The 20,075-nt window shown below is 43.5% G+C and carries 13 protein-coding genes; 4 read left to right on the top strand and 9 right to left on the bottom strand.

Annotated elements, in window-relative coordinates:
* The first annotated feature begins 58 nt into the window (after positions 1-58).
* From HPC67_RS04375 to HPC67_RS04365, 3 genes are all read left to right on the top strand, one after another.
* On the top strand, positions 59-1,270 hold the full coding sequence (locus tag HPC67_RS04375) for an amidohydrolase (RefSeq protein ID WP_217586198.1): 1,212 nt from the start codon (positions 59-61) through the stop codon (positions 1,268-1,270).
* Positions 1,271-1,285: 15 nt separating this feature from the next.
* A complete protein-coding gene (locus HPC67_RS04370; protein WP_217586197.1) occupies positions 1,286-2,512 on the top strand; it encodes an amidohydrolase in 1,227 nt (408 codons plus the stop codon).
* Between the two features lie 109 nt (positions 2,513-2,621).
* Positions 2,622-3,551, top strand: a complete 930-nt coding sequence (locus HPC67_RS04365) for an immunoglobulin-like domain-containing protein (RefSeq protein WP_217586196.1) — start codon at positions 2,622-2,624, stop codon at positions 3,549-3,551.
* A 129-nt stretch (positions 3,552-3,680) separates the two neighbouring features.
* Here HPC67_RS04365 and opp4C read toward each other — a convergent pair whose 3' ends face one another.
* From opp4C to HPC67_RS04340, 5 genes are all read right to left on the bottom strand, one after another.
* Positions 3,681-4,604, bottom strand: a complete 924-nt coding sequence (opp4C, locus tag HPC67_RS04360; RefSeq protein WP_217586195.1) for an oligopeptide ABC transporter permease — start codon at positions 4,602-4,604, stop codon at positions 3,681-3,683.
* 11 nt (positions 4,605-4,615) lie between these two features.
* Positions 4,616-5,584, bottom strand: coding sequence for an ABC transporter permease (locus tag HPC67_RS04355; RefSeq protein WP_217586194.1), 969 nt, complete (start codon positions 5,582-5,584; stop codon positions 4,616-4,618).
* 108 nt (positions 5,585-5,692) lie between these two features.
* A complete protein-coding gene (locus HPC67_RS04350; RefSeq protein ID WP_246569622.1) occupies positions 5,693-7,522 on the bottom strand; it encodes a peptide-binding protein in 1,830 nt (609 codons plus the stop codon).
* 96 nt (positions 7,523-7,618) lie between these two features.
* Positions 7,619-8,662 (bottom strand): ABC transporter ATP-binding protein, encoded by a 1,044-nt coding sequence (locus HPC67_RS04345; RefSeq protein WP_217586193.1) that lies wholly within the window; start codon positions 8,660-8,662, stop codon positions 7,619-7,621.
* Positions 8,646-9,647 carry an ABC transporter ATP-binding protein gene (locus HPC67_RS04340; RefSeq protein ID WP_217586192.1) on the bottom strand — a complete coding sequence of 334 codons (1,002 nt, stop codon included), beginning with the start codon at positions 9,645-9,647 and terminating at the stop codon, positions 8,646-8,648. Before HPC67_RS04340 ends, HPC67_RS04345 begins: the two co-directional genes overlap by 17 nt.
* Before the next feature lie 505 nt (positions 9,648-10,152).
* On the opposite strand from HPC67_RS04340, the gene HPC67_RS04335 reads away from it, so the two are divergent.
* Positions 10,153-11,820, top strand: a complete 1,668-nt coding sequence (locus tag HPC67_RS04335; protein ID WP_217586191.1) for an ABC1 kinase family protein — start codon at positions 10,153-10,155, stop codon at positions 11,818-11,820.
* Positions 11,821-11,942: 122 nt separating this feature from the next.
* Here HPC67_RS04335 and HPC67_RS04330 read toward each other — a convergent pair whose 3' ends face one another.
* The 4 genes from HPC67_RS04330 to HPC67_RS04315 all read right to left on the bottom strand — a co-directional run bounded on the left by HPC67_RS04330 (position 11,943) and on the right by HPC67_RS04315 (position 20,012).
* Complete coding sequence (locus HPC67_RS04330; protein WP_217586190.1) at positions 11,943-13,619, bottom strand: glycoside hydrolase family 13 protein; 1,677 nt, start codon at positions 13,617-13,619, stop codon at positions 11,943-11,945.
* A 434-nt stretch (positions 13,620-14,053) separates the two neighbouring features.
* On the bottom strand, positions 14,054-15,649 hold the full coding sequence (locus HPC67_RS04325; RefSeq protein WP_217586189.1) for an aspartate:alanine exchanger family transporter: 1,596 nt from the start codon (positions 15,647-15,649) through the stop codon (positions 14,054-14,056).
* A 1,383-nt stretch (positions 15,650-17,032) separates the two neighbouring features.
* Positions 17,033-17,698: a beta-phosphoglucomutase gene (pgmB, locus tag HPC67_RS04320; protein ID WP_217586188.1), complete on the bottom strand. Its 666-nt coding sequence runs from the start codon at positions 17,696-17,698 to the stop codon at positions 17,033-17,035.
* 31 nt (positions 17,699-17,729) lie between these two features.
* On the bottom strand, positions 17,730-20,012 hold the full coding sequence (locus tag HPC67_RS04315) for a glycoside hydrolase family 65 protein (protein ID WP_217586261.1): 2,283 nt from the start codon (positions 20,010-20,012) through the stop codon (positions 17,730-17,732).
* Positions 20,013-20,075 lie beyond the last annotated feature (63 nt).

The following is a 20,075-nucleotide window of genomic DNA, read 5'->3' as shown; positions in this document are numbered from 1 at the left end:
TGGCTTTTACGTTAAATTTTAAATCATGTTCCAGCCTCTTTTATAGGAGGGTTCTAAGATGGGGAATTTATTGTTGAAAAATGTCCTGCTTGAATCGGGTTTAGTTGAGGAAAGTGGACAACCAACAAAAACAGAAACAGAACAAAAGGATATTTTGATAGAAGATGGTGTCATAGAGCAAATTGCTGATGACATTGAAGCAGCTGATGGTCTTGCGGTATTAGATGCAGCTGGTGCATTGTGCCTGCCGAGTTTTAGAGAAATGCATATCCACATTGATAAAACGTATTTCGGAGGACCGTGGAAAGCATGCAAGCCCATTACGAATGGTATTTTTACGAGAATTGAAGAAGAAACGCAGTTATTGCCTGTTCAATTAGAAACGATAACAGAACGGGCTGAAATCGTTGTAAAGCATTTGATTAATCAAGGACATACACATATCCGAACGCATTGTAATATCGATCCATCTATAGGATTGAAAAATCTTGAGGCAACTGTTTCTGTTCTTGAAAAGTTCTCTGATCAAATTACGTATGACATCGTTGCTTTTCCGCAACACGGATTACTCCGTTCCAAGGTCGAACCATTGATGCGTCAAGCGATGCAAATGGGTGCTACACTTGTTGGTGGCGTTGACCCGGCAACAGTGGATATGGATTTGGATACGTCTTTGGCACTCACATTTGATATTGCTAGCGAAGCAAATGCCGGAGTCGACATTCATTTACATGATAAAGATACGCTCGGCTTTTACAATTTTGAAAAGCTAGCAGAGCTTACACATCAGCATGGATTAGAAGGCCGTGTGACAATCAGTCATGGTATAGCCCTTGGCGACATTGACGGAAAGCCGTTAGAACATATGATGACGATCCTTCGAGATGCAGGTATTGATGTTACGACGACTGTTCCAATTGACCGCCCAACAATCCCTATTCCACGCCTTGATGCGAATGGGATTACAGTGTCTGTCGGTCATGATAGTTTGACAGACCACTGGAGTCCGTTTGGAACAGGGAATACGGTTGAGAAGCTAAGCGTGTTAGCCGAACGCTTTAAGATGATTGACGAGAAAAGCTTAGGCCAAGTATGGAAATATGCAAGCGGTGGATTAACGCCTTTAAATGAAGCGGGCGAACAAGTATGGCCGGCAGTTGGTGATCAGGCAAATATCGTTTTAGTTGATGCTGTATCATCTGCAGAGGTCGTCGCGCGTCGGAAAGCAATCGTGCATACGATTTCCAACGGCAATAAAATATCGGAATAGAAAGGGGATCGAATTATGGATGCAACATGGTTACTCAACGTTAAATTAGAAACAGGATCTTATACCGATGACAACAATTACACATATACAACGACAGATTTGTTTCATTTGAAGCTACAAGACGGAAAAATCGTCGACCAAATATTAGCGACTGAACAGCTTCCGGAAACGACTGTCAATACGATTGATGCACATGGGTATTTAGCTGTACCGGCGTTCAGAGAAATGCATAACCATCTTGATAAAACATATATGGGACTCGGGTGGCGCTCATGTATTCCTGTTAATAGCTTAAAAGAGCGGTTGGCTCATGAAGCACGTGAGCTGGAAAGCTTAGCTGAGACGGCCGAAGCACGTGCTGAAGAAATGATTAAAACCATTTTATCACACGGCTCAACACATATTCGGACACACGTAAACATCGATCCGTATATCGGCTTGAAAAATCTTGAAGGGGTCCTCTCCGCTTTGGATAAGTATAAACATGCCGTCACCGCTGACGTGATTGCCTTTCCACAGCACGGACTATTAAATAATGATGTCCCACAATTAATGCGAGAAGCGATGCGTAATGGTGCAACGATGATCGGTGGTCTTGATCCGGCTGGTATTGATGGTTCAATTGAAAAGTCTCTCGATATGACGATGAATCTAGCAGCAGAGTTTGACGCGGACGTCGACATTCATATTCATGATGATGGCCATGTCGGATGGTACACGATTGAAAAATGGTTGGATTTTGTTGAAGAAGCTGGTTGGCAGAACAGAACGGCAGCAAGTCATGCATTTGCAATCGGAGAAGTGCCTATTATGAAGCAACAAGAACTTGCTGAACGCATGAAGTATCAAGGAATGGATGTCATGTCAACGATTCCATTAACGAAGACATTACCGCCTATAAAACTCCTTGATGCTCACGGTGTCGGCGTCCACTTTGGCTGTGATGGCTTTTACGATTCTTGGGGACCGTTTGGTACAGGAGATGTACTGGAAAAGGCGACAACCTTTTGTGAAATGTCAGGGATGAAGGATGAAGCTAGCTTGCGCAAAGCATTGAAATGGTGTACAGGCGGCGTCACACCGCTTGATGAAAATGGCAATCAGCAGTGGCCAAAAACATCCGATGCAGCAGATTTTGTGTTTGCAGATGTCAGTTCATCAGCTGAATTAGTCGCTCGGAAACCAGCAAGAAAAGCCGTGATGAAAGCGGGGAAAATTGTTTCTGGCACACTCGACAATTAAGATTATGAGAAAGGTAGAGGCGGACATCTCAGTTCCGGCTCTATTTTTTCATTCAGTGCAACTTTTGTGACCGCCTACCGTCTACTTATAAAGACAGAAGGAGGTTATTATGGCGACTCATAGACATAAGAGACAGAGGCAGACCGTTACTTTGCTGTTCTTTAGCTTACTGTTATTTCTTGCTGGGTGTGGTGAAAGCGGTAAAGAGGCAAACCGTGAAGTTGACTGGAAGAAGGGGCACGGGGTATTATCCAGTCAGATCGGTCATCCAGATTCTCCGAAGGGTGACTTTTTTGTGCCGCCTAATTCTTACTTGACGAGTTTTGGCGAGCTTGTTGACCAAACAGAGTATGATATGCCGACTGGTCAATGGTTTATGCATAATGGAGAGGGACAGCTAGGGTATGGACTTTCGTCAGGGACGATGAGAGCAGGGGAGGATTATGTGGTCACCCTCGGGCATCATAACGGTAGTGTGACCATCGATAAAAATGTCCGTATTCAATTAACCGCACGTGATCAAACATATGCGCGATCAGAATTGATTGTGGAAGATATTGTGCATGTGGATGCGGTTACGAATGAACAAGATATTTACGTGAATCAGCTTCCTGACAAAGAAAATGTGGTCTATGTGCTAAGTGTAGAAATATTGGATCGACACAGTCAAGTGGAAGATACGATGGTTGGTATGATATATGTTCCGACACCTGAAATAAATGCTCAGTTAACGACAGATCAAGATGTGTATGACAAGTCTGATGAAAAGGCAACCATTAAGCTTGAAAATGCCGGTCCTACCTTTTTATCTTTAGGGACATATTATACGATTGAGAAAAAAGTAAACGATGAATGGAAGGTTGTTCCTTTAGAAACTGGATTTAATGATATCGCTATTTTATTAAATCCTAATGAGTTGTATGATCAAACGATAGACTTAAATCAACTCACGCCTGGAACGTATCGTGTCGTCAAAGCATTTGAGTCTACTGGATTAGAATTAAGTGCGACATTAGCTGCACAATTTAGCGTGGAATAACGATGGAAAATAGTTTATAGACAAGTAGGAGATTGACGTTGCGTTTATTAAGCATTGCACATGGTCATTAGAAAACGAGTATGAATCGCATTGATTGCGTCATACTCGTTATTTTCTGTATGATAGACATCATCGTTGGGAACTTTTCGGATCAAATGCATCTCTTAAACCATCACCGATAAAGTTGATGGCGAGCACGGTAATTAAAATGGCAAATCCAGGTGGAATCCAAGCTTCTGGATGATCCCGTAGAATACGCACATTTTGAGCTTCTGAAATCATATTCCCCCATGTTGGTGTTGGCTGTGGAATACCGAAGCCGATAAAGCTTAAGGCGGATTCAATAATGATATAGCTTGCCATCATAAGTGTAGCATTTACGACAATGGGGCCGATTGCATTCGGAATGAAGTGCTTAAACACAATCCGAAAGTCACTTGCACCAATTGCGCGTGCCCCGAGAACAAATTCCTGTTCGCGGAGTGACAAGTATGTGCCCCTTATAATCCGTGTTAAGGATGGCCACGTTGTTAATGCGATGATCGTGATGAAAAATGGGATTGTGACACGATCGACAATGGCCATTATGGTCAAAGCAAGTACAAGGAATGGGAGCATAAGCATAATGTCAGCTGCGCGCATGATAATGTTATCGATAATCCCACCGTAATAACCCGCAATAGAGCCGAGAACAACACCAATCAAAAGTGTAAAGGTCATTGCACTAAAGCCAACTATAAGTGATACACGTCCACCATAGAGGAGACGCGCAAAATTATCTTGGCCTTGACCATTCGTTCCGAGAATGTTTTCTTTGCTTGGATGTTCTTCAATTTTAAATAAGTCTGTTTGTTCCGGGTCCTGGTCTGTGAACACGGGTGCCATAACACTAAGTATAATGATGATCAATATGACAAAGACGCTGATGACAGCCAATTTATTTCTTAAAAATCGGCGCATCGCTAATTGAAACGGGCTTCGGCTTTTGAGCTGATCATCTTGTGGCTGGTTGTCCGGGTCCGTTGAAAACGTATGTTGTGGAGTTGATTGCATAAACGTTCACCTCAATCGTAGCGAATTCTCGGATCGATAATACTGTAAAAAATGTCTGCCAACAGATTGCCGACAAGAATTAGGATTCCAAGTAGCATGGCGATCGCCATTACAACAGGAAAATCCCGATTGACGACAGAGCTTAAAAACAGTGTCCCGAGTCCTGGATAATTAAAGACCTGTTCGGTAATGACAGCACCACTAAGCAACATACCAATTTCAAAGCCCATCAATGTAATAATTGGAATGAGTGCGTTACGCAGTGTGTGTTTATAAAGAACATTACGATCAGACATCCCTTTAGCTCGAGCTGTCCGAATGTAATCACTTCCTAGCACGTCAAGTACCTCCGAACGCATATATCGCATATAGGTGGCTGTTCCGGCCAGTCCGAGTGTAATGCCGGGCAAAACCATATGATGAAGCCGACTTTTTAACGCTTCTATACCTGTCATACCAGGTTCATCAAGTGTTCCCTGTGCGGGAAACCAATCAAGCTGGATGGCCAAAACATAAATGGCAATCAGTCCGAAGAAAAAGTTCGGTATGGCAAGACCTAAAAACCCAAACCCTGTCGCACCGTAATCTAGAAGTGAATAGGGATGTTTGGCAGAGTATATTCCGATCGGTATTGAGACAACGAGTGTAATGAATAATGAGAACAGACCGAGGTAAAGCGTGTTAGCCAACCTCGCCTCGATTAATTCCGAGACTGAGCGACCGTTGAATACGAGTGATTTTCCAAAATCACCTTGCGCCACATTGCTGATCCACCGTCCATATTGAACTGGTATCGCATCATTCAAACCGGCTTCCTCACGTTGCCTTTCATAAACCTCGGGATCTACGTTGGGATCAGCGAGTGATTTTCCTGTAAATGCATCACCGGGAGCAAGTAGTGCCAGTGTGAATACGATGACTGTTAGAGCGAACAGCATTGGAATAAAAACAAGTGTGCGACGAATGATGTATTGATACATGAATCTACCCCCTTTAGTCTAAACGGGTGCGTGATTAATTTCCGTTTTAAAATAGAAAGCATGCGGCGAGCACCGCACGCTCTCTATTAAAGATCTGTTTTAAACACATTACTCTTGCGATAACCACCATAGATGTGGATCGTTATTCATAGAATACGGCAATGGGTCAATCCCATTGAGGTTCTTGTTGTGTGCATAAATCTTATTTTGTGCAAAGAGCAATAGTGCTGGCAGGTCGTCAGAGAAGAGCGATTGCCATTCAGAGTATTTCTCCTCACGGTATGATTGATCAAATGCTTCTGGCGCTTTCATTGCATCTGCAATTAACTGATCTGAATCTGGGTTGTTCCAGCGAGAGAAGTTATACCCTGCTTCTATTGTCCATAAGCCTGATGGATCTGGGTCACCGCTACCAAGGCTCCAGCCGAGCAAGTACAGATCCCAATCTGTGCTATCTTCTGTCAATTCTTTAACGTAAGCTGACATTTCTTTTGGCTGTCTCAAATCCATTTTAATGCCAACGTCTTCAAAGAATTCAGCTAAAATCGGTGCGACACGTTCACGTAACTTGTTTCCAGTTGGATAGTTCAGATTGACAACCCATTCTTCGCCATCTGGAGTTTCTCTGAATCCATCTCCGTCTTCATCAACGTAGCCCGCTTCATCCAATAATTCGGCAGATTTGTCTGGATCAAATGAATAGTCTGTTACAGCACTTTCATCATACGCCCAGAACTGTTGCGCAATTGGTGCATTGATGACTGCGCCGTGTCCGAGCAATAGTTTTTCAACAATTGTTTTACGGTCAACCGCATAAGCCATCGCTTGACGAACGAGCTTTTCGCCCATGTCTTCATTCTCGACCCAGTTATCTGGATTCAATGTGCCAGATTCGACATCAGCAGCTGTTCTGTGATTCATTTTGAAGCCCATAAGCTGGTAACCAAAGTCTGTTTGTTCGATAATTTCAACGTGATCCATTGCAGCGACATCTTCATAGTCTGCTGGTGGAACACCGTTTGGATCAGAGATAAAGTCAATTTCTCCTTTTTCTAGGAGGCCAAGCATGACAGACTGTTCAACGACGCGCCATACGATTTTATCCAAGTATGGTTCACCTTGCCAGTAGTCAGCATGCTTTTCGAGCACGTACTGCTCACGCTCAAGCATTTCTGTGAACTTAAATGGTCCTGTACCGATGACTTTTCCTGGATCAAGAGTCGCCTCATGCTCAGGAACTTCTTCGATCGGAATGCCTTCAAAAACATGCTTTGGAATGATCGGGAAACCGACATCCTTCAAAATGGTTACGTTAGGCTCTTTGAACTTAAACGTAACAGTAAGTTCATCTTCAGCGACAACACCTTCAAACTCCTCCGTTTCGCCGCTTTCGAAAGCTTCATAACCGACTAATTTATTCGCATATGTTGAACGGACGCCTCCAGCTTCGATATATCCAGGGCTGGCGATAGACTGATACGTAAAGACAACGTCCTCAGCTGTGAATGGCTCACCGTCATGCCACTTAACACCGTCTTTCAACGTTAAAGTGATTTCGGTTTGATCATCGTTAATTTCCCAATCTGTTGCAAGACCTTCAACAAATTCAAGCTTATCGTTTTGCCCGACTAAGCCTTCGTGTGTGAAGTCAAGAATGTTTGCTTCATATGCTTCTTCATAAAAAATTGGGTTGAAGACACCAGATGGCGCTGTATCCATAGCACCAGTTATTGTACCACCCATTTGTGGCCCTTCATCCGCTGGTTCTTCTTCTTCCTCTTCCTCATTGTTGCCTTCATTTTCACCTTCATTTTCATTCTGATTAGTATCAGTTCCGTTATCGTTGCTTGTTGTGTCTTCGCTACATGCAGTAAGTAAGAAGGCGAATGAAAAGAGTAGAACGAAGAGCAATAATCCAAGTCTAAACCGTTTAATCAAAGCAATTCCCCCTTTTTAGTGGTAACCATTGTTCTTAACGACATCAACATAGACGATTTTTGGTGCTATCACCTCCCGAAAATAATACGTCTACAATCATGTATATAAATGACACGCGACATAATGCCCATTTTCAGTTTCTTTTAGCTCGGGTCTTTCTGCTGCACAGCGGTCATGAACAAACGGACACCTCGTTCTGAATGTGCACCCTGATGGTGGATCTGCTGGACTCGGCAACTCTCCAGAAATTTTGACTTTCTCGCGCTGTATAGTGTCTTCACCAGTGTCAACGACTGGAATAGATGTAAGTAGTGCCTGCGTATAGGGGTGTTTTGGATTTTTATAAATCTCGTCTTTTGGTGCAATTTCTGCGATACGTCCTAAATACATAACGGCAACACGGTCACTAATATGTTTGACGACGCCAAGGTCGTGGGCAATAAATAAGTAAGTTAAGCCAAATTCATCCTGCAAATCCTTCATGAGGTTAAGAACCTGGGCTTGTATAGACACATCGAGTGCTGAAACAGGCTCATCACAAATGACAAATTTCGGATTGAGTGCAAGTGCTCTTGCGATACTGATGCGCTGTCTTTGCCCACCGGAAAATTCGTGAGGATATTTTGTTCGGTCACTTGCTCGGAGCCCAACTTTTTCTAAAAGCTCGATTGATTTTTGCTTTCGTTCAGCTTTTGTAGCTGATGTTTGTACGAGTAATGGCTCCTCGATAAGCTCCCCGACACTCATTTTCGGATTCAAGGATGCAAGTGGGTCTTGAAAAACAATTTGCATGTTTTTACGGTGCTCACGCATTTTTCGATTTCCGATATGTGCAATGTCTGCACCTTCGAATAAAATACGCCCATCAGTCGGCTCAAGTAAGCGTAGGATGACACGTCCAAGTGTTGACTTTCCAGACCCTGATTCGCCGACAACACCGAGTGTTTCACCTTCTTTTATATCAAAGGATACGTCATCAACGGCTTTGATATGCCCAACAGTTCGCTTTAAAATTCCGCCTTTAACGGGGAAGTATTTCTTAACATTTTTCACAGAAATAAGTGTGTCCTGATCCAATAATTGCTGGTGATCCGAATGATCTCGAGTGAGCTCAGCAACGTGTTTATCTTGATTCGTCATTCGGTATCCCTCCATTCTCATGTAGATAGCAGCGGACGTAATGCTCCGGCCCAACTTCTGTTATTTCAGGATTTGATTCCAGACATTTGTCCATGACATAAGGACACCGTGTTGAAAAACGACACCCTTTGGGAAAATTAAATGCCGCTGGGACTGTCCCTTTGATCGTTTCCAGTCGATCAACGTGTTTGTCTATGTTTGGTAGGCTGTTTAGTAAGCCTTTTGTATACGGGTGATTCGTCGTTCGCAACAGTTCTTTCGTTGGACCTTCTTCAACAATCTGTCCGCCGTACATGACCATAACGCGATCAGCATATTCTGAAACAACACCGAGATCATGTGTAATTAATAAGAGTGACATATGATACTTGTCGCGCATGTCCGCCATTAAATCGAGAATTTGGGCTTGAATGGTAACATCTAGCGCTGTTGTCGGCTCATCTGCAATAAGTAAAGCTGGTTCACAAGAAATGGCAATGGCAATCATGACACGTTGCCTCATTCCTCCTGAAAGCTGATGCGGATATTCATTCATAATGTCTTCAGCACGAGGTATCCCAACCGTTTTCAATAATTCAATCGCCTTTTCTCGTGCTTGATTCTTACTTGATTTTTGATGCTTTCTAATCATTTCCGTAATCTGATTTCCGATGGTAAACACTGGATTAAGAGCTGTCATCGGCTCCTGAAAGACCATGGCAATGTCGTTACCGCGTACTTTTGTCATTTGTTTGGGCTTCATTTGTAGTAGTTCTTTGCCATTCATCACGATGGTACCTTCAACAATGCGCCCTGGTTTATTAATTAATTGCATAATTGAAAGGGCTGTGACGCTTTTTCCACTACCTGATTCACCAACAAGTGCGACCGTTTCACCCGGATAAACGGAAAATGAAACATCATCAACGGCTTTAGCCACTTTTTCATCATCAAGATAAAAATAGGTTTTTAATTTGTCAATATCGAGGACTGGCTGCTCTGCCATAGACAACACTCCGTTCGGAATAATATGAAAATAAAAAATGCGAATAATGAATGACAAACATGAATCATTACTAAAATGCGTAAGATATGTATAACAATAGAGCATATGTGTTTTTCTAAGCTGGTTGTGATGATATGAAAGTTCATCTTAGAGGTGAGTGTGTTTAAACATTAGGTGGTCTGTGATAAGGCTGTGATAGAAAGGTCTATGTTGCACGATGTTGAAGGTGTCTTGTTGGGAAATTTAAACGCATGATGTCTGGCGACAAATTGGTAAGGGTCTTTAGAATTATGAATGCGTTTAGATGTTTTTAAATTGTTAAATTATTACATACACAATAATGAACAATAGAGTAAATGTCAATACTTATTTTTAAAAAAAGTGCGATATGTTAGGTGTTTTGAGTTCCGAACTATTTGTGGTAGAGAGATTTACGGCCTAATAAATACAATGTGTATGATATACTAAAGCTAGATGCATAAGGAGTCGGAAGGCGGTGTCTATAATGATCGGTAAAAGGATAAAGCATACGAAACGATTCCAGGAAATTTTAAATGTCTTTTTTAAAAACGGCTTCAGTCATGTTCTCTTTCGGGTGGGATTAACAAAGCGCCCTCCAGCAGGCCTTCAAGAAGATGTTGATATGAACTTTCGTGATATCGGCATCAAGCTTCGGGCGTCTTTACAGGAATTAGGACCGACATTTATTAAGCTGGGGCAAATTGCGAGCTCACGCCGAGATATGATTCCTCAAGAAATCATTGCAGAGCTGGAAAAGCTTCAGGACGATGTGCAGGCCATTGCCTTTGAAGATGTTCGTCGCATTGTGGAATCCGAGCTTGGTAACACGCTGGATAATCTGTTTCAGAGCTTCAGTGAAACCCCGCTTGCCACGGCCTCAATTGGCCAAGTTCATGCGGCGCGTTTACTCACAGGAGAAGAAGTTGCAGTAAAGGTTCAGCGACCAGACATTCAACCAACGATTGAAACAGATCTTGATATTGTTCATCATATTGTTCGGATATTAGAAGAGCGAACGAATTGGGCTAAAGCTTACCGAATTCAAGATATGATTGATGAATTTTCTTACTCGCTACGAGATGAACTTGATTACAATACAGAGGGGCGTAACGGTGAGCGCATTCGTAAGCAGTTTACGCATGATGCGAACATCTATGTACCAGCTGTTTATTGGTCGTTTACTACGAAAAAAGTACTAACGATGGCGCGCATCGAGGGCATTAAAGTGAGTCATGTTGAGACACTTGTTGACGAGGGATATGACCTCGATATCATAACCGAGCGTCTCGCTAATTCCATGCTGTCCCAAGTGTTGGAGCATGGGTATTTTCATGGTGATCCACATCCAGGGAATATTTTTATTTTGCCAGATCATACAATTGCATATCTTGATTTCGGGATGGTCGGACGGCTTAGTAAAGAGTTACGGTATCATTTTGCGTCATTACTGATTCATTTACATGATGGGAATACGAAGGGTATGATTCAGACGTTTTCAGGGATGGGACTGTTAGAGGCAGATACAGATCAGACGGCACTTAGCAAAGATCTTGATCGGCTTCAAGACAAATATTATGATGTCCCACTTGCTGATGTGAGCTTGGCGGCAGTCATGATGGAGGTGTTCGTCATTGCTTACCGTCATGAAATTGAAATCCCATCAGATATCGCCATACTTGGAAAAGTGATTTTATCTCTTGAAGAAATTGTTCGCCGTTTAAATCCCGATTTTAGTATTATGAAGGCTGTCGAACCATATGCTAAGAAGCTGATGAAAGATCGGTATCATCCTAAAAATATCGTCAGCCAGTCAGTAGAAGAACTGGTTGATATGATTCGGGTGCTTTCTGATTTGCCTCATAATATTAAAGACGTTACGACGATGATTAAAAAAGGAAAGTTGCGCTTGGACATTCATGTGACGGATTTGCAAACTGTTTTGAAGCGACTTGATCGAATCAGCAACAGACTGTCTTTTAGCATCATACTTCTTGCATTTAGCATTTTAATGGTTGGTTTGATTATTGGTGCAGCAATATCGGGACAAACGACAGTTTTATGGCGTTTACCCGTGATCGAAATTGGCTCAGTCATTGCAACGTTGATGTTTATCCTGATGATTTACACGATTATTAGGTCGGGGCGCATGTAGAGCATGGAATGTGTTAAGGATTTATTAGGCGAAGAATGAGTTGCTCAGAGCATTTATTATTCCATATACATAGTAAAACGGGACAGATTGGAAGGACTGTCCCGTTTATCGTCATGTCTGGTTTATAGTGTGTATGTGTACACACGTGTTGCAAACGGTGTTAGAGTGATTTGATCATTGCTAGATTCATCTAGCTCTAGTTCGTTGGTTATTAATAGATTACGAATGTTGCAATCATCAGGAATGCTGAAGGATTGCGCCTCTTTTGTGAAGTTACTCACGACTAGAAGTCCGGTCCTGTTTAGTGTGCGTGTGTAAGCAAAAAGCGCTTCACTATCGGCCTCTAACAGGTGATAATCACCATATAAAATAACGTCATGTGTTTTTCTAAGTTGAATTAACTTCTTGTAATAATGGAAAATAGAATCAGGGTTGTTCAATGCAAATGCAGCATTAATCGTTTGATAGTTTGGATTGACCTTGATCCACGGTGAACCATCTGTAAAACCAGCATGCTCATCAGCATTCCATTGCATTGGTGTACGAGCATTGTCCCGTGATTTAACATGGATTGCTTTCATAAGTTCTTCAGCAGTATGTCCTTTATTGAGTTGTTCCTCATACATATTCAGCGTTTCAATGTCACGGTAGTCGTCAATGTGATCAAAAGCGACATTCGTCATGCCGATTTCTTCCCCTTGATAAATAAAGGGTGTGCCCTTCATCATATGCAGTGTCGTAGCTAGCATTTTGGCGGATTTTTCACGGTACTGGCCATCGTCACCGAATCGTGAGACAACGCGCGGTTGATCGTGATTATTCCAATACAAACTGTTCCAGCCATCGTTTTGCAAAGCGAACTGCCATTTTGACAAAATATCTTTTAGTTCTTTTAGTAACCACGGGATCACATCCCATTTACCTGAAGGGCCTGAATCAATGTCCATATGTTCAAAATGAAACACCATATTTAATTCGTTCCGTTCCTCACCTGTATAAAGCTGGGCTTCTTCTGGTGTTGCACCAGGCATTTCACCGACCGTCATCACATCGTAGTTGGATAGAACTTCTCGGTGCATTTCTTGTAAAAATTCATGAATACGTGGTCCATTCATAAAGTGTTGATGCCCTGATACATAGCGTTTCCCAGGAGCAGGCTCACCGTCAGGAAAGCGTTGATCCTTAGAAATGAAATTGATGACATCCATGCGAAAGCCGTCAATTCCTTTGTCAAGCCACCACGTCATCATCTTGTAAACATCTTTTCTTAGGGTGGGATTTTCCCAATTCAGATCCGGCTGTTTTTTGGAAAAAAGATGTAAATAATAGTCGTCAGTAGCTTCGTTATAGTGCCATGCAGAACCGCTAAAGGCTGCCTCCCAATTCGTCGGTTCTTGACCATTTTTCCCCGGTCGCCAAATATAGTAGTCGCGATACGCGTTATCCTTAGAACGGCGTGATTCCACAAACCATTGATGCTCATCAGACGTATGATTGACAACAAGGTCCATTATTAATTTCATATCACGCTTATGAATCTCGTCAAGCATTGTATCCCAGTCAGTCATTGTGCCAAACTCAGCCATAATAGCCTGGTAATCGCGAATATCATAGCCATTGTCATCATTCGGCGAATCATAAACAGGGGAGAGCCAGATCACATCAATTCCCAGCTCTTTTAAATAATCGAGTTTTTCCGTAATACCATTAATATCGCCAATTCCATCGCCGTTACTATCCTTAAAGCTTCGCGGATAAATTTGATAAACAACACTTTCCTTCCACCATTGTCTGCTCATATGATTGATCTCCTTTAAAAAGTTATGTCCAATGGATTGGATTTGGTTACTTTATCATTAGTATAAATGGTTGTGGCATTATATGGAATTATTAAGTGGAGGAGGGGAGGTTCGTGTGTAAATCGGAGAGCGCGGCGTAGGAAACGGCGAGCGCGACGTAGGAAATGACGAACATGGCGTGAGAATTGGCGAAATCGGCGCAAGAATCGGCGAAAACGGCGTAAGAATCGGCGAACATGGCGTAAGAATCGGCGAACATGGCATAGGAATCGGCGAAAACGGTGCGAGAATCGGCGAAAACGGCGCAAGAATTGACGAGCACCGCAAAGAAAGCGGTGCTCGCACTTGAAGTTCAACGTTCTTCAAAAATACTTAACTGAAGTCAGCGTACAGACAGATTCTGCTCAGCTGTTGAATGTTTTTATATGCTCTATTTACATGATATAGACAACAAGTTGTGCAGCTATCGCAATGAAAATTAATGCGAATGGGTATGCTGCTGCATAAGCAACAGCTGGATCTTCAGAGTCGATTAATTGATTCAAGGACCCGAGTGCAGGGGTACTTGTCATCCCACCACATAACGCTCCGAGTGAATGGACGATGCTCAGCTTAAACAGCTTATTAGCGATTAGGTAGCCAATGAGAATTGGTATAACAGTGATGATCGTTCCACCTAATACGAGCTTTAGTCCTTCTGCTTGGACAACATCAAGAAGTCCTTGACCTGCAGTTGTGCCCGCACCTGCTAAGAACAGGACGAGACCGAGTTCTTGAACGACTTGATTCGATCGACCGTAATACCGCACATGAATCGGACCGAGTTTTCCAAAGTGCCCAATAATGAGCGCTACAAATAGTGGTCCGCCTGCTGTGCCTAAGCTAATGACGCCAAGGCCTGGAATTGGAATAGGGATCATCCCAACTAGAATGCCTATTAAAAGCGTAATGCTAATGGAAAAGATATCGATATTCGTAACGGCAAGCTTTTTCTTAGAGAATAACTGCTCAACCTCATCAAGTCGAGATTCACTGCTGACCATCGTCAACACATCACCGCGCATGAGGGGCATATTTGGATTTTGATTCAGCTCCAGACCTTCACGCTCAATACGTGTAACGGTTGTACCATAGTCATGTCTGAGACAAAGCTTTTTCAAGCTTTTACCAGCAATATTATCTGAATCAACTGTGACTTTTCGAAGTTGAATGTTGTCAGGGTTGTCGAGATGTGTATCAACCTGTTTACCGGCATATTCACAAAACGCATCGAGTTCGGGCTTCACACCGACAGCCACAAGCTCATCTCCAAGCAAGATGACAGTGTCGCTGACCGCAATCATCGTATGCTGGTTGCGAATAACCCGACTGATCACGATCGATTTTTTATTAAACGCAAGCTCTTCTAATGTCTTTTTATCAAAGTCAGGATTCGTGACTTCAACAGTCATGAACTCTGGTGATTCCTCTGTCTTGATTGGATTGTTTGCTTCGTCCAGGTCTTTTTGTAGATCATATTTCCCGATACGGGGCAATAATTGAACAAAAAGCACGAGTGCAAGCACACCAAATGGATAAGCAATCCCGTAGCCGACAGAAGCAAGTGGATCATTTGTCGCTTGCAAAGCTGCAGCAAGTCCGGGCGTCGATGTGAGCGCACCAGTCATTAGACCGACACTCAGTCCCGGCGATAAATCAAGTAGCTTAGACACGATAACGGTTGTGCCAATTGATACCGTTACGATGAGCAGAGCGATAATTCCGAAGACAAGGCCATTGGAACGCATCATACGGAAAAAGCGCGGCCCTGCTTGTAAGCCAACTGCGACAATAAATAGGCTCAAGCCCAAGCTTTGGACGATAGGTGACACTTGAAATCCAAAATGTCCAAATACCATCGCTATGAGAAGCACACCAGAGGTTCCGAGACTGATTCCACTTATTTTGAGTGATCCGAACCAGGAACCGATAAATAAAATAATAAAGACTAAAATGAGAGGTTCGTTGAGTAAATTAATAATGTAGTCCATCTTGCTCTCCCTTTCACGTAATATCTATATATTACTCGGAAGTGAAAGGGAATGAAAGTAAGAGCCAAATGAGTTCATGATTTTTTCAAATGATGATACGCATACAAGGCATTTTAAAAGGAAGATAGGCGTTTTGGAAATTTGTGTAATATGGTTGATCATATAAGTTCTTCTCCCTCGTCACTGAGGGCGGTCGCACGAACGGGAAACGCATATATCCGGATGAAGCCGCATATATGGTGCTCACCACGCATATCTCAAAAAGCGCGCGCATATACGCCAGTCCCGACGCATNTTTTGGAAATTTGTGTAATATGGTTGATCATATAAGTTCTTCTCCCTCGTCACTGAGGGCGGTCGCACGAACGGGAAACGCATATATCCGGATGAAGCCGCATATATGGTGCTCACCACGCATATCTCAAAAAGCGCGCGCATATACGCCAGTCCCGACGCATATATCGAAAAAGCGCCGCATAAGCCGCCCCGCCAACGTATAAGACGTGAATCAGCCGCATATCCAGCGGCAGCCCCCGCACACACTCAAAACAAAAACAAGAAGGAAGTCGTCAACCATGGACACTTCCTTCTCTCGTCGATGAGGGCGGTCACACGAACGGGAAACGCATATCTCCGGATGCAGCCGCATATATGGCGCTCACCACGCATATCTCAAAAAGCGCGCGCATATACACCAGAGTCCTGACGCATATATCGAAAAAACGCCGCATAAGCCGCCCCGCCAACGCATAAAACATGAATCAGCCGCATATCCAGCGGCAGCCCCCGCACACACTCAAAACAAAAACAAGAAGGAAGTCGTCAATCATGGACACTTCCTTCTCTCGTCGATGAGGGCGGTCGCACGAACGGGAAACGCATATCTCCGGATGCAGCCGCATATATGGCGCTCACCACGCATATCTCAAAAAGCGCGCGCATATACACCAGAGTCCTGACGCATATATCGAAAAAGCGCCGCATAAGCCGCCCCGCCCACGCATAAAACTAGAATCAGCCGCATATCCAGCGCCGCTCATGCACACTCAAAACAAAAACAAAAAGGAAGTCGTCAACCATGGACACTTCCTTCTCTCGTCGATGAGGGCGGGCACACGAACGGGAAACGCATATCTCCGGATGCAGCCGCATATATGGCGCTCACCACGCATATCTCAAAAAGCGCGCGCATATACACCAGAGTCCTGACGCATATATCGAAAAAACGCCGCATAAGCCGCCTCGCCCACGCATAAAACAAGAATCAGCCGCATATCCAGCGCCGCTCATGCACACTCAAAACAAAAACAAAAAGGAAGCCGTCAACCATGGACACTTCCTTCTCCCTCGTCACTGAGGGCGGTCTCACACACCACACACGCACTACCGACGTTCCCAGGACGATAGTATCCTATTTAAATCCAGTTCTGCTGTTGATGACACAATAAGATCAGCGTCTTGCAAAATGTCTTTGTCCCCGACTCCCACACTAAACATACCAGCTCGTCTGATTGCTGTAACCCCACTCGCTGCATCTTCAATTCCGATGCAAGCTGCGGGGCACGCATTTAGTTCGGCAGCGGCTAATAAAAATATATCTGGAGCCGGCTTACCGTTATCAATTTTCTCGACATCAGCAATCGTATCAAATAAATTGTCCAGTTCGAGCGCACGTAAAATGAACGGTGCATTCTTGCTCGCGGAGGCCAACCCAAGTCGGTAACCGGCCTCCTGAATGTCTCCTAGCAAATCAGATATGCCAGGCAAAATATCGTCAGGGCTTAGAGTAGCAATCATTTGCTGATAGTGCTCATTTTTCCGTTGCACGAGTTTTTCTTTTTCGTTTTCAGTGTAATCATTTTGTTGTTCTGCTTTAGCGAGAATTAACTCAAGAGATTCCATTCTACTAACACCTTTTAACTGTTCGTTAAAGTGCCGATCGAATGAAATATTGATGTCTTCTGCTAACGACTTCCAAGCTTTAAAATGATATTCTGCTGTATCTGTAATGACACCATCCAAATCAAAAATAAATGCTTCAACCAACATAGCCACTCCTTTCCTGTTGCCAAATCATCACTTACGTCAAGCAAACCTGGACGGGCTGCCCGGGTGAAAGCTTATATGTCGTATCCCAAACACTCATATTGACCGGTTCGCCCTCAGCCATCGTCACAACAAAATCTGTTCCATTTAGTTCAATATGGAGCTGTCGACCTTGATAGTGTAATGGAAATGCGTATCCGTTCCACTGAGTGGGGAGCTGAGGTCGAAAGTGTAAGCCTGATTCCTTTATTCTCATTCCGGCGAAGCCAGCAACAATGGCAAGCCATGTGCCACCCATATTCGCCATGTGCAGTCCATCCTTCGTGTTGCCGTGTGTATTGTCAAGATCCATACGAACGGTATCGATAAAATAATTGTAGGCTTTATCTAAATCACCGAGCCGCGCTGCCATCATGCTGAACACGCAAAAGGAAAGGGAAGAGTCAAACGTCGTAACCTGTTCATAATAAAGGTATGAATGCTTCATCACGTCTTCTGACTGTTCATCCTCGAGTAAAAAATGAGCGAGCACGGTATCGGCTTGCTTACACACTTGATAGCGGTACAGCGTCAGTGGGTGATAATGCAAGAGCAACGGGAATTGTTCCTTAGGCGTTTCCGCAATATCCCACACACCTTTGTTTAAAAATGTGTCGTCCTGAGGATTGATCTTTAACGTATCGTCAACTGGTAGATACATGTTTTCAGCAGCCAACAAAAAGTCGTCCACTTCAGCAGTGGTGACGTCTTGTTCGGCTTGCAGTTTGTGCCAGTGCTCAGGGGCTTTTCTTTTCATCAAATTTATTGCTTTAACGGCCCAAGTGAGGTTGAATTTTGCCATTGCATTTGTATAATAATTGTTGTTGACGATGCACGTGTATTCATCAGGTCCAGTCACCGCATCAATGCGGAAGCTGCCATCACTGGCAAAATGACCTGTGTCGAGCCATAGTCGGGCTGTTTCAACGAGCACCTCACCGCCATATCGCACCATAAAGTCTGTATCATTCGTTGCCAAATAATATTGGACAAAGCTGTATGCGATGTCAGCACTAATATGATATTGAGCAGATCCTGCTGGAAAGAAAGACGAGCATTCTGAGCCAGAAATGGTACGCCACGGAAAAAGCGCTCCTTTCGAATGGCCCATTTCGCGAGCCCGATTTCTTGCTGCATCAAGAATGCTGTAACGATACAGGAGTAGCTGCTTGGCTATGTCGGGCTGTGTCATAGTAAAAAATGGCAGCATATAAATTTCTGTATCCCAAAAATAGTGTCCCTCATACCCTTCGCCAGACAGCCCTTTCGCAGCGATATTCGACTGACCATCTCGGCCTGCTGACTGAAAGAGGTGATATAAATTAAAGCGGATCCCTTCCTGTAATTTGGTGTCTCCACCAATTTGGATGTCTGCATGGCTCCAAAAGTTCGCCATATCCTCTGCTTGTTTCCGAAAAAAGTAAGAGGCAGGAAGCTGATCCAATGCATGTTGCTCTTTTTTTGATAACGCGGTTTGACGTGAATCTGAGAAGTAGGTTCGTTTTTCAATAGTTGATTGACCATCGAGTGTGAACGCGATTGTCGTTGTAACATGATGTTCATCAACGTGATAGGTTGTTTGGTGGTCAACAGCGTCGACGTTAATATGAGAGCGTGCCGTCGCTGTGAGATTTGATGCGTACGTCTTTACTTTAACAACAGATTTATAATCGTCTGTTAATGTGACGTCTTTTATATGTACACGTTTTGCGTGACCGTGACCGACACGGGGATCGCTTTGATCGATATGATTTTCAACATGACCATTTACGCGGCTCTGCACCGTTACCGGTATCGGTCCACTGAGTGACTCAAGCTCGATGTGCTGCAGAAATAATGATTGGTATGCTTGTGAAGCTAGGCGTTTAAATGTGACGCGTAACTCATGCCCATAAGATGACTTCCAATGTATACGCCGCTCGGTAAAGCCTTTATCCATGTGGAGACTGCGTTCATAGTCCAATACGGTTCCATTCCATAGGGACAGTGTTTCCTGTTGATCTCCCACACCGACAATTATGTCGATCGATTGGGCATCAATCATATTTAATTGCTTCTGTTGTGTATCCGGAAATCCGTGCAGTTTTTCACCGTAAGAAATAGGCACATCATCATAAAAGCCATTGATGTATGTGCCACGAATTGACGGCATGTCGGAAGGTGAAGATTCTTCTAAATTTCCGCGAACCCCGAGGTAGCCATTACCTGTGAAAAATAAGCTTTCTTCTAATAATAGTCGATCTATGTTCGTTGCTTTCGATTTAATAACCCATGACATATCGTTCACCCTTTGTTGAATGTTGTCGGCAATGGTGTGTCGCGTATGCACTGCCTGTATCCT

The sequence above is a fragment of the Lentibacillus saliphilus genome (assembly GCF_019093865.1).
In the GTDB taxonomy this organism is placed as follows: domain Bacteria; phylum Bacillota; class Bacilli; order Bacillales; family Amphibacillaceae; genus Lentibacillus_B; species Lentibacillus_B saliphilus.
The sequence above is the reverse complement of the archived record's forward strand: the minus strand, read 5'-3'. Positions and strand labels throughout refer to the sequence as shown.